The 11,383-nt window shown below is 59.2% G+C and carries 8 protein-coding genes; 5 read left to right on the forward strand and 3 right to left on the reverse strand.

Annotation, left to right across the window (positions count from 1 at the left end; translation table 11 throughout):
* Positions 1-179 precede the first annotated feature (179 nt).
* Positions 180-1,382: a YjgN family protein gene (locus AFK67_RS02655; RefSeq protein WP_007718317.1), complete on the forward strand. Its 1,203-nt coding sequence runs from the start codon at positions 180-182 to the stop codon at positions 1,380-1,382.
* Positions 1,383-1,583: 201 nt separating this feature from the next.
* Here AFK67_RS02655 and AFK67_RS02660 read toward each other — a convergent pair whose 3' ends face one another.
* The 3 genes from AFK67_RS02660 to pepA all read right to left on the reverse strand — a co-directional run bounded on the left by AFK67_RS02660 (position 1,584) and on the right by pepA (position 6,688).
* On the reverse strand, positions 1,584-4,439 hold the full coding sequence (locus tag AFK67_RS02660) for a valine--tRNA ligase (protein WP_038884872.1): 2,856 nt from the start codon (positions 4,437-4,439) through the stop codon (positions 1,584-1,586).
* A gap of 2 nt (positions 4,440-4,441) precedes the next feature.
* On the reverse strand, positions 4,442-4,903 hold the full coding sequence (locus AFK67_RS02665; protein WP_038875020.1) for a DNA polymerase III subunit chi: 462 nt from the start codon (positions 4,901-4,903) through the stop codon (positions 4,442-4,444).
* Between the two features lie 273 nt (positions 4,904-5,176).
* Positions 5,177-6,688 (reverse strand): leucyl aminopeptidase, encoded by a 1,512-nt coding sequence (pepA, locus tag AFK67_RS02670; protein ID WP_007718303.1) that lies wholly within the window; start codon positions 6,686-6,688, stop codon positions 5,177-5,179.
* 269 nt (positions 6,689-6,957) lie between these two features.
* Here pepA and lptF point away from each other — a divergent pair, with 269 nt between their 5' ends.
* From lptF to AFK67_RS02690, 4 genes are all read left to right on the forward strand, one after another.
* Positions 6,958-8,070, forward strand: a complete 1,113-nt coding sequence (gene lptF / locus AFK67_RS02675) for an LPS export ABC transporter permease LptF (RefSeq protein ID WP_007718300.1) — start codon at positions 6,958-6,960, stop codon at positions 8,068-8,070.
* Positions 8,057-9,139: an LPS export ABC transporter permease LptG gene (gene lptG / locus AFK67_RS02680; RefSeq protein ID WP_007718298.1), complete on the forward strand. Its 1,083-nt coding sequence runs from the start codon at positions 8,057-8,059 to the stop codon at positions 9,137-9,139. The genes lptF and lptG overlap by 14 nt, the downstream gene beginning before the upstream one ends.
* Positions 9,140-9,206: 67 nt before the next feature.
* Positions 9,207-9,674, forward strand: coding sequence for a hypothetical protein (locus tag AFK67_RS02685; RefSeq protein WP_007718297.1), 468 nt, complete (start codon positions 9,207-9,209; stop codon positions 9,672-9,674).
* A gap of 60 nt (positions 9,675-9,734) precedes the next feature.
* On the forward strand, positions 9,735-11,375 hold the full coding sequence (locus AFK67_RS02690) for a glycerone kinase (RefSeq protein WP_007718295.1): 1,641 nt from the start codon (positions 9,735-9,737) through the stop codon (positions 11,373-11,375).
* The last annotated feature ends 8 nt before the right edge of the window (positions 11,376-11,383 follow it).

The following is an 11,383-nucleotide window of genomic DNA, read 5'->3' on the forward strand; positions in this document are numbered from 1 at the left end:
CATATATCCAACATAGTTTTGTGCTTAATACCATTACCAGAAGAGACACGCAAGCCCAGGAATATTGGCTGCTATTATTCTTCTGCGGCCTTTATTACACTAAAGTACGCACTGGATTAACCCTAAGATATTAATGGTTATAACGGCGCTTTTTTCTTTTTTACAGAATAAGGATTGTTATGTCAGACGATAATAAATTCCTGGCAGGGAATAAGACACACGCATTCTCGTTTCAGGGCAGCGGCGGCGGTTATTTCCCCGTCTGGCTGGTCAACATACTGTTAACGGTGTTCACCGCCGGACTGTTTTTGCCGTGGGCGATGGTGCGTGCGCGTCGTTATTTCTATGAAAATACAGAGCTTGCTGGCGCGCGTTTCTCCTATCACGCCACGGGCCGCGCGATTTTCGTCGGCTGGCTGTGCCTCGCGCTTCTCTATGTCGTGTTCGTGATTAACACGGTGTATGAGAACACCTTTTTAATGCTGTGCATGGTGGTACTGTTTATTGCCTTCGCGCCGTTCCTGATTATGCAGGGCCTGCGCTACCAGCTGCTGATGACCCAGCTCAACGGGATGCGTTTTAGCTTTAAAGCGAGCCCGCTGCGCGCATGGTGGGTGATGCTGGGTTGCCCGCTGCTGATTGCCGTGCTTATCTTTGTGGTTATCTCTCTTGTGTTTACCCTCGCGGGCTCCAGCGCCAGCCTGACCGGCATTATCGTCGGCATTGTGCTCTCCATCGTTGTTGGCCTCGGCGGTACTGCGCTGATGCAGGGGATTTACGCCGCCCAGTGGTACGGGCTGCTGGTCAATAACCTGCAATACGGTAAACACCGTTTCGCCATTAACCTGAACGTCAAAACCTGCACCTTCATCTACCTGAAAGCGATGCTGCTGTTCGTGCCGTTCATCGTTATCGTGATCGTGATGACTGTCCCGATGATGACCCAGATTTTACAGCAAAGCCTGTACGGTGGGGCCAGCGAAGAAGCCATGCTGAGCGCGGGCTTGTCGATGTTCTCCACTGTGATCATGGCCTATATGGTTTATCTTGTCGGCATCCTGGTCTGCTTTAGCTTCGCGTTCGTTAAAGTGCGTAACTACGCTTATCAGCAGATGTCTCTCGAAGGGGGGATTACCTTCCGCTCCACCGTGAGCGTCGGTGCCTTCGTGTGGCTGATCCTGAGCAATTTCATGCTCTGCGGTATTACTTTGGGCCTGGCGTGGCCGTGGGCGAAAGTACGCCTGACGCGCTATCTGCTGGAAAACACCCATGTGGATGGCGAGCTGGATAACCTGGCGCTGGTCGATCATGACGAGCAGGCGCGTAACGATCCTGCAAGCGTGCTGGGCCGCGGTTTCTCCGTGCTGCCTTTCGCTCTCTGATAATACGTTTCCGGGCCTCGTGTTCGGGTAAATAAAAACGGCGCTCTGAGGAGCGCCGTTTTTTTATGCCGTTTTATTTTCCTGCCAGCGAAAATAAACGGGCAGGGGATAATGTCGCCCGTTGGCATTAAGGTAAATTAATCGCCGCGCGCAGCAATAAAAAAAGCCGGGTTTCCCCGGCTTTTTCATTAAACGCAGGAATTAAAGCGCGCTAATGACGCCCTGCTGTTCTATCAGTTTCGCTTTCGCTTCGTGATAGCCCGCGAGTTTCTCGCGCTCTTTCGCAATGACCGCTTCCGGCGCGCGCGCCACAAAACCTTCGTTGCCGAGTTTGCTTTCGATGCGGCCGATTTCGCCTTCGATTTTGGCGACTTCTTTAGCCAGACGCGCCAGCTCGGCGTCTTTGTCGATAAGGCCCGCCATCGGGATCAGCAGCTCGGCGCCGTCGATGATTTTGGTCACGGATACCGGACCTTTATCATCGGCAGGCAGCACGGTGATGCTTTCGAGGCGCGCCAGCGTCTGCAGGAAGCCGCGGTTGTCGTTAACACGACGCGCCGCGTCTGCGCTGCAACCGCGCAGCAGCAGTTCCAGCGGTTTGCCCGGCGCGATATTCATCTCGGCGCGAATGTTGCGCACGGCGATGATCGCCTGCTTCAGCCACTCGGTATCAGCCTGCGCCGCGTCGTCCACGCGTGCGGCGTCAAACGCCGGGAACGGCTGCAGCATGATGGTATCGGCGTTGATGCCCGCGATGACTTTCACGCGCTGCCAGATGGTTTCCGTGATAAACGGAATAATCGGGTGCGCGAGACGCAGCAGGCCTTCCAGCACGGTGACCAGCGTATGGCGGGTGCCGCGCAGCTCAGCTTCGCTGCCGCCGTTCATGACCGGCTTGGTGAGCTCCAGATACCAGTCGCAGAACTGGTTCCAGGTGAATTCGTACAGGATACCCGCCGCGATATCGAAGCGGAAGTTATCCAGCGCCTCACGGTACGCTTTCACGGTCTGGTTGAATTCCGCCAGGATCCAGCGGTCCGCCAGCGACAGCACTTTCTCGCCGCCGTTGAAGCCGCAGTCCTGATCCTCGGTGTTCATCAGCACGAAGCGGCTGGCGTTCCACAGTTTGTTACAGAAGTTGCGGTAGCCTTCGAGACGCTTCATATCCCAGTTGATATCGCGACCGGTCGAGGCCAGCGCCGCCAGCGTGAAGCGCAGGGCGTCGGTGCCGTGTGGCTCGATGCCGTCCGGGAACTGCTTCTCGGTGCGCTTGCGGATTTTCTCCGCCAGCTGCGGCTGCATCATGTTGCCGGTGCGCTTGGCAAGCAGGTCTTCAAGGGAAATACCGTCAACCATATCCAGCGGGTCGATAACGTTCCCCTTGGATTTGGACATCTTCTGGCCTTCGTCATCGCGGATAAGCCCGGTCATGTAGACGGTGTGGAACGGCACCTGCGGCTTGCCGTTTTCATCTTTGATGAAGTGCATGGTCATCATGATCATGCGGGCAATCCAGAAGAAGATGATGTCGAAGCCGGAGACCATGACGCTGGTCGGGTGGAACTGGCGCAGCGCGTCGGTGTTTTCCGGCCAGCCGAGGGTGGAGAAGGTCCACAGCGCGGAGGAGAACCAGGTATCCAGCACGTCTTCATCCTGGCGCAGCGCGACGTCAGCGCCGAGGTTGTTTTCCAGGCGAACTTCGTCTTCGGTGCGGCCCACGTAGACGTTGCCCTGATCGTCGTACCACGCCGGGATGCGGTGACCCCACCAGAGCTGACGAGAGATACACCAGTCCTGAATATCGCGCATCCAGGAGAAGTACATGTTCTCGTACTGCTTCGGCACGAACTGGATATCGCCGTTCTCAACCGCTTCTACCGCCGGTTTCGCCAGCACATCGGCGCGCACGTACCACTGGTCGGTCAGCATCGGTTCGATAACCACGCCGCCGCGATCGCCGTAAGGCACGGTCAGATCGTGCGGTTTGATCTCTTCGAGCAGGCCGAGTTCATCCACGGCTGCCACGATCGCTTTACGCGCGGCAAAACGCTCCATCTTCTGGAACTGCGCCGGGATCTCGCTTGAGTAAACGTCAGATTCGTTGCCTTTGGTGTCGTAGACTTCCGCGCTTTCGCGGATATCGCCGTCAAAGGTCAGGATGTTGATCATCGGCAGCTGATGACGACGACCCACTTCGTAGTCGTTGAAATCGTGCGCTGGCGTAATCTTCACGCAGCCGGTGCCTTTTTCCATGTCGGCGTGTTCGTCGCCGACGATTGGGATCCGGCGGTTTACCAGCGGCAGCACGACGAATTTGCCGATCAGATCTTTATAACGAGGATCTTCCGGGTTAACGGCAACGCCGGTATCGCCCAGCAGGGTTTCCGGACGGGTGGTGGCCACCACCAGGTAATCTTTGCCGTCAGCGGTTTTCGCGCCGTCCGCCAGCGGATAGCGGATGTGCCACATGGAGCCTTTCGACTCGCGGTTTTCCACTTCCAGGTCAGAGATGGCGGTACGCAGTTTCGGGTCCCAGTTCACGAGACGTTTGCCGCGATAGATCAGATCTTCTTTATAAAGACGGACGAATACCTCTTTCACCGCGTTGGAGAGGCCTTCATCCATGGTGAAACGTTCGCGCTCCCAGTCGACCGAGTTACCCAGACGACGCATCTGGCGCGTGATGGTGCCGCCGGATTCCGCTTTCCACTCCCAGATTTTCTTGATGAACGCGTCGCGGCCATAATCGTGGCGGGTTTTGCCTTCTTCAGCGGCAATTTTACGCTCAACCACCATCTGGGTCGCGATACCGGCGTGGTCGGTGCCGACCTGCCACAGGGTGTTTTTCCCCTGCATGCGCTGGTAGCGGATCATGGTGTCCATGATGGTTTGCTGGAAGGCGTGACCCATATGCAAACTGCCGGTGACGTTCGGCGGCGGGATCATGATGCAGAAGCTTTCCTGGCTCTCGTCGCCGTTGGGTTTGAAATAGCCCTGCTGCTCCCAGTGCTCGTAAAGCGGCTGTTCGATATCTTGGGGGTTATATGTCTTTTCCATTTCTACTGTGTCGTTCCGGGCGCCGTGAAGGTGGCCGTGGTCAAGTGGAAACCGGCGGCGCGATAGGCTTTGTAGCGTTCGCGCGCCAGTTGTTTCTGGGATTCGTCGTAAGGTACGAAGTCTACCACTTCATAGAAAGCAGTGGCAAAAGCTGCAAACTCGGGCAGCAGGCTTATCAGTAGTTCGCGCGGGCTGCTGCCGCGTTTTTGCGGCCAGGCTATCTCTACCGGCGCGCCGCCGCGTGGCCCTTCGCCCGCCAGATTGTGCGGTACGAAGCTGTCCGGGTCGCGTTTCCAGAGCGCTTCATCGATGCGGGTCGCCTGGGCTTCGTCGACGCAGGCAATCAGAATGCGTTTGCCTGAGCGCCAGCGCTCTGCGGCGACGTCGCACACCAGCGCTTCCTGCGCGCTCAGTCCGTCGACGTGCGTGTCGTTATCAAGCAGGTAGAACGTTGCGTTTTTCATGAGCTATACCCGTGGTCTTTCACCTTGCCTCGCTGTTGGCTGCTTGTCTTGATTCTGGCCTGAGGATGGCGGGTGGCGCTACGCTAACCCGCCCTACGGGGTTTTGCCTCGCCGCCGTCGTGCAGGGAGGTGTTTGGTAAGGCGGGTAAGCGACGCGCACCCGCCGTTATTACACACGCCGCATAGTTTGCGTAGGGCGGGTAAGCAAAGCGCACCCGCCTTTTACCTTAACACAGGGCGATACCCTCTCCCCAACGGAGAGAGGGCCAGGCTTTACTCTTCGCCGTTAAACCCGGCGCGGTTCAGCAGAAACTGCGACAGCATTGCCACCGGGCGGCCGGTCGCGCCTTTGGCTTTGCCGGAGCGCCACGCGGTGCCGGCGATGTCCAGGTGCGCCCAGTTATATTTGCGGGTAAAGCGCGACAGGAAACACCCTGCCGTGATCGCCCCACCAGGACGGCCGCCGATATTCGCCATATCCGCGAAATTGGACTCCAGCTGCTCCTGGAATTCATCCGCCAGCGGCAGACGCCAGGCGCGGTCGCCCGCCTGCTCCGACGCGCCGATAAGCTCATGCGCCAGCGGATTGTGGTTCGACATCAGCCCGGTAATGTGATGGCCAAGGGCTATCACGCACGCGCCGGTCAGCGTCGCGACGTCAATCACCACTTCCGGCTCGAAACGCTCGACGTACGTCAGCACGTCGCACAGCACCAGACGGCCTTCGGCGTCGGTGTTCAGCACTTCAACCGTCTGGCCGGACATCGTGGTCAGTACGTCGCCTGGACGATACGCGCGCCCGCCAGGCATGTTCTCGCAGCCCGCCAGCACGCCGATGACGTTCACCGGCAGGTTCAGCTCCGCCACCATGCGCATCACGCCGTAAACCGCCGCCGCGCCGCACATGTCATATTTCATCTCGTCCATCCCTTCGGATGGTTTGATCGAGATGCCGCCGGAGTCAAAGGTCAGCCCTTTCCCCACCAGCACAATTGGACGGGCGTCCGGCTCGCTGCTGCCTTTGTATTCAATCACCGACATCAGCGATTCATTCTGCGAGCCCGCGCCGACCGCGAGATACGAGTGCATGCCGAGCTCTTTCATCTGCTGCTCGCCGATAACGCGAGTGACGACGTTTTTACTGAACGCATCCGCCAGCTGACGCGCCTGCGAGGCGAGATAAGCCGGATTGCAGATATTCGGTGGCATGTTGCCCAGGTCTTTCGCCGCTTTAATACCGGAGGCGATCGCCAGACCATGCTGGATAGCGCGCTCGCCGCTGGTGAGCTCACGTCGCGTCGGCACGTTGAATACCATTTTGCGCAGCGGGCGGCGCGGCTCGCTCTTGTTGGTCTTGAGCTGGTCGAAGCTGTAGAGCGTCTCTTTCGCGGTTTCTACCGCCTGGCGCACTTTCCAGTAGGTGTTGCGGCCCTTGACGTGCAGCTCGGTCAGGAAGCAGACCGCTTCCATCGAACCGGTATCATTCAGGGTGTTAATGGTTTTCTGAATCACCTGTTTGTACTGGCGCTCATCGAGCTCGCGTTCTTTGCCGCAGCCGATAAGAAGGATACGTTCTGACAACACATTCGGAACGTGGTGAAGCAACAAGGTCTGGCCCGGTTTGCCCTCCAGCTCGCCGCGACGCAGCAGGGCGCTGATATAGCCGTCGCTGATTTTATCGAGTTGTTCGGCGATGGGAGAGAGACGGCGCGGTTCGAAAACGCCTACCACAATGCAGGCACTGCGCTGTTTTTCCGGGCTCCCGCTTTTTACACTGAACTCCATGCACTACGCTCCTGAATCTTAAAGACAACGGCGGCGGCTACAGATAGAATTAACCACTTCGTAACTCTTGCTCCGCTGTTGCGATGACTTCGTGTTAATCTTAACGAATGTTGTTTTGGTTTCGGCTCGTCAGCAACGCTTGAAGCGCGAAGCCGTTAAGATATGTAATCTTAGCGATCTTTTCGACGACTCAAGAGAATAAATGACGTTTAAGCCATGAAACAAGCGATTTTCCTGCAAAAAGACTCGTATTCACAGGCGTATTTAATGTGATAATCATAAGATATCTGGTTCGGGAGACGCTCAAAAGCCAACTGGCGATTTTGTTCATCCTGTTGCTGATCTTCTTCTGCCAGAAGTTGGTGAGAATTCTTGGCGCGGCGGTGGACGGCGATATCCCGACTAACCTCGTGCTCTCTCTGCTCGGTCTGGGCGTGCCCGAAATGGCGCAGCTCATCCTGCCGTTAAGTCTGTTCCTGGCGCTATTGATGACGCTCGGCAGGCTCTATACCGAAAGCGAAATCACCGTCATGCACGCCTGCGGGCTGAGCAAAGCGGTGCTGGTGAAGGCCGCCATGGTACTGGCGCTGCTGACCGGCATTGTCGCTGCGGTGAATGTCATGTGGGCGGGCCCCTGGTCATCGCGCCATCAGGACGAAGTGCTGGCGGAGGCGAAAGCCAACCCCGGCATGGCGGCGCTCGCGCAGGGCCAGTTCCAGCAGGCGACCGACGGCAACGCGGTGCTGTTCATCGAAAGCGTGGACGGCAGCAAATTCAAAGACGTGTTCCTGGCGCAGCTGCGCCCGAAAGGCAACGCGCGCCCGTCCGTGGTGGTTGCCGACTCCGGCGAACTCTCCCAGCGTAAGGACGGCTCGCAGGTGGTGACGCTCAATCAGGGCACCCGCTTTGAGGGCACCGCGCTGCTGCGCGATTTCCGCATCACCGACTTTAAAGATTACCAGGCGATCATCGGCCATCAGGCCGTGGCGCTGGACCCGGACGATGCCGAGCAGATGGACATGAAAACGCTCTGGCAGTCTGATGCCAAATCCGCCCGCGCCGAGTTCCACTGGCGCCTGACGCTGGTGTTCGCGGTGATTGTCATGGCGCTGATGGTTGTGCCGCTCTCGGTGGTCAACCCGCGTCAGGGCCGCGTGCTCTCGATGCTGCCCGCGATGCTGCTCTACCTTATCTTCTTCCTGCTCCAGACCTCGCTGCGCTCTAACGGCGCGAAAGGCAAGCTTGATCCGCTGGTCTGGATGTGGGCCGTTAACCTGCTTTATCTGGCGCTGGCTGTGGCGCTGAACCTGTGGGACACCGTGCCGGTGCGCCGCATTCGCGCCCGTTTTGCGCGTCGGGGAGTGATCGATGCTGGGATTTAGCGTTCTTGACCGGTACATCGGCAGAACAATTTTTAACACCATAATGATGACGCTGTTCATGCTGGTGTCGCTGTCAGGCATCATCAAGTTCGTCGATCAGCTGAAAAAGACCGGCGAAGGCAGCTATACCGCGCTCGGTGCCGGCACGTACACGCTGCTGAGCGTGCCGAAAGATATCCAGATCTTCTTCCCGATGGCTGCGCTGCTCGGCGCGCTGCTGGGGCTCGGCATGCTGGCGCAGCGCAGCGAGCTGGTCGTCATGCAGGCGTCCGGCTTCACCCGTATGCAGGTGGCCGCCTCGGTGATGAAAACCGCCATTCCGCTGGTTATCTTCACGATGGCTATCGGCGAATGGGTGGCGCCGCAGGGCGAGCAGATGGCCCGTAACCTGCGCGCGCAGCAGATGTATGGCGGCTCGCTGCTTTCGACCCAGCAAGGCATGTGGGCGAAAGACGGCAGCAATTTCGTCTATATCGAACGCGTGAAAGGCGAGAACGAGCTCGGCGGTATCAGCATCTATTCGTTTAACGATAAGCGTCGCTTGCAGTCGGTGCGCTACGCCGCCAGCGCCAAATTCGACGCTAAACAAAAGCTGTGGCGTCTGTCGCAGGTGGATGAATCGAATCTGAAAGATCCGCAGCAAATCACCGGCTCGCAGACCCTGACCGGCACCTGGAAAACCAACCTGACGCCGGACAAACTCGGCGTCGTGGCGCTCGACCCGGATGCGCTGTCGATAAGCGGCCTGCGCAACTACGTCACTTACCTTAAGGCGAGCGGGCAAGACGCCAGCCGTTACCAGCTCAATATGTGGAGCAAAATCTTCCAGCCGCTCTCGGTGGCGGTAATGATGCTGATGGCGCTGTCGTTTATCTTCGGGCCGCTGCGCAGCGTGCCGATGGGCGTGCGCGTGGTAACCGGCATCAGTTTCGGGTTTATCTTCTACGTACTGGATCAGATCTTCGGTCCGCTGAGCCTGGTGTACGGCATCCCGCCGATTATCGGCGCGCTGCTGCCGAGCGCCAGCTTCTTCCTGATAAGCCTCTGGCTGCTGATGAAACGCGCCTGACATCTGCCGCACTCCCTCTACCGTTGGGGGAGTGCTTTTCCTCGCTGTTCACGTTCGCCGGGAAGCCATGAAACAACTCGCCTCGCTGTTCCTCCTGTTCTTCGCGCATCTCGCCTTTGTGCCTGAGGTACTGGTGCTGATTCTGATAGTGGGCGCTTACTTTTATTTTCGCGATCCGCTGCCGTGGCTGGCCTTTGAGGGCGGCGTGTTCGCCGTACTGGCGCTGCTTTTCGCGCTGCTCGCGCGCCATGTGGACCGCCGCAGCCTGGCGGTGGGCGTGGTAACGGCAGGATCGCCGCGGGAGGCGGACGCTGACGATGTGCTGCGCCTGTTCTCACTGGGCGAACACCTGCTTTTTGCGATAACCAGCGCCGCGCTGCCGTATTTCATCCTGAGCTTTTTTATCTTCGACGGGCGCGTCGCCTTCTGGCTGCACACCGGCTTTCTGGTTGTCGTGTTAGTGGGCGTTCACTTTGCTGGCCGCTGGCTGGATCGACTGCAAAAGCGGCGCGGCTACGGCGAATACGGGCTCTGAGCACCGCCTGCGTGTGAAACGACTATGCTTTGCATACCGTTCACTGACTCGCAGGAAATCATGTCCAGATTCTTCTTTGACGACCGTAAACACCTCATTAACGACGCCGTTGACGGCCTGATCCTCGCCGCCCGTCATCAGAACCTCACTCGCCTCGATATCGACCCCGCCATCCGCGTGGTTGCCCGCCGTGACTGGGATAAAAGCAAAGTGGCGGTGATTTCGGGCGGCGGCTCCGGCCATGAGCCCGCACATGCCGGGTTTGTCGGTAAGGGAATGCTCACGGCGGCGGTATGCGGCGACCTTTTTGCCTCGCCGAGCGTGGAGGCGGTGCTGAACGCCATTGTGGCGGTCACTGGCGATCGCGGCTGCCTGCTGATTGTTAAAAACTACACCGGCGACCGGCTGAACTTCGGGCTGGCGGCGGAAAAAGCCAAACGCCACGGGCTGAAAGTGGAGATAGTGATCGTCTCCGATGACGTGGCGCTCGAAGATAACAAGCAGCCGCGCGGCATCGCCGGGACAGCACTGGTGCATAAAATCGCCGGTTTCGCGGCCGAGCAGGGCCAGTCGCTCAGTGAAGTACGCGCGCTGGCGCAGCAGGCGAGCGACGCGGTGAAAAGCCTCGGCGTGGCGCTGCAAACCTGCAACCTGCCAGGCAGCAGCGACGACGACGGGCGTATCAAACCCGGTGAGGCGGAGCTGGGGCTTGGCATTCATGGCGAACCGGGGGCGAGCACCATTCATACCCAGAACAGCCGGGACATCGTCAATATGCTGGTGGAGCGCCTTGCGCCGCACGTGCCCGCTGACGCGCGCCTCGCGGTGCTTATCAATAATCTTGGCGGCGCCTCGACGCTTGAGATGTCGCTGCTGACCCGCGAGCTGTCGCGCTCGGCGCTGAAAGACCGCATCGACTGGCTTATCGGCCCCGCGCCGCTGGTGAGTGCGCTCGATATGAAAGGCTTTTCGCTCTCGCTGCTGCCGCTGAATCATACCTTCGAACAGGCGCTGACCGCGCCAGTGGAGACCGCGGGCTGGCTGCCGCCGGTACCGTCTGGCGAAGTGCATACCCAGCCGCATCCGCTGGTGCGCGACAGCGTGGAGGCCGCGCCTTCGGAGGAGCCGCACGTCAGTACGCTGGTGGAAAAAGCCACCTCGACGCTTATCGGGCTGGAGGCGCGGCTGAACGCGCTTGATGCCAGGGTGGGCGACGGCGATACCGGCTCGACCTTTGCCGAAGGCGCGCGGGATATCGCGCAGAAACTCGCGCAACACCAGCTGCCGCTGAACGACGCCGCCGCGCTGTTGCAGCTTATCGGCGAGCGGCTCGCCACCGTGATGGGCGGCTCCAGCGGCGTGCTGATGTCGATATTTTTCACCGCCGCCGGGCAGAAGGTGGCCGAGGGCGCGTCGTTGACTGACGCCTTGCAGGTGGGCCTTGCGCAGATGAAACATTACGGCGGCGCGGCGCCTGGCGACCGCACGCTTATCGATGCCCTGCAACCGGCGCTCGATGCGTTGCAGCAGCACGATCTCGCCGCCGCCGCGCAGGCCGCGGAGCAGGGCGCGCAGGCCACCGCGCAGATGGGCAAAGCCCGGGCCGGGCGTTCATCCTACGTGGGTCGCGATAACCTCGAAGGCGTCGAAGACCCCGGCGCGGTGGCCGTCGCCGAAGTGTTTAAGGCGATGAGCATGTGATGTTGTAG

It is taken from the genome of Cronobacter dublinensis subsp. dublinensis LMG 23823 (genome assembly GCF_001277235.1).
In the GTDB taxonomy this organism is placed as follows: Bacteria; Pseudomonadota; Gammaproteobacteria; order Enterobacterales; family Enterobacteriaceae; genus Cronobacter; species Cronobacter dublinensis.

What these genes read in the sequence shown, in the direction of transcription:
- AFK67_RS02655 (WP_007718317.1), top strand. Translation starts at nt 180, where the DNA reads ATGTCAGACGATAATAAATTCCTGGCAGGGAATAAGACACACGCATTC.
- AFK67_RS02660 (WP_038884872.1), bottom strand. Translation starts at nt 4,439, where the DNA reads ATGGAAAAGACATATAACCCCCAAGATATCGAACAGCCGCTTTACGAG.
- AFK67_RS02665 (WP_038875020.1), bottom strand. Translation starts at nt 4,903, where the DNA reads ATGAAAAACGCAACGTTCTACCTGCTTGATAACGACACGCACGTCGAC.
- pepA (WP_007718303.1), bottom strand. Translation starts at nt 6,688, where the DNA reads ATGGAGTTCAGTGTAAAAAGCGGGAGCCCGGAAAAACAGCGCAGTGCC.
- lptG (WP_007718298.1), top strand. Translation starts at nt 8,057, where the DNA reads ATGCTGGGATTTAGCGTTCTTGACCGGTACATCGGCAGAACAATTTTT.
- AFK67_RS02685 (WP_007718297.1), top strand. Translation starts at nt 9,207, where the DNA reads ATGAAACAACTCGCCTCGCTGTTCCTCCTGTTCTTCGCGCATCTCGCC.
- AFK67_RS02690 (WP_007718295.1), top strand. Translation starts at nt 9,735, where the DNA reads ATGTCCAGATTCTTCTTTGACGACCGTAAACACCTCATTAACGACGCC.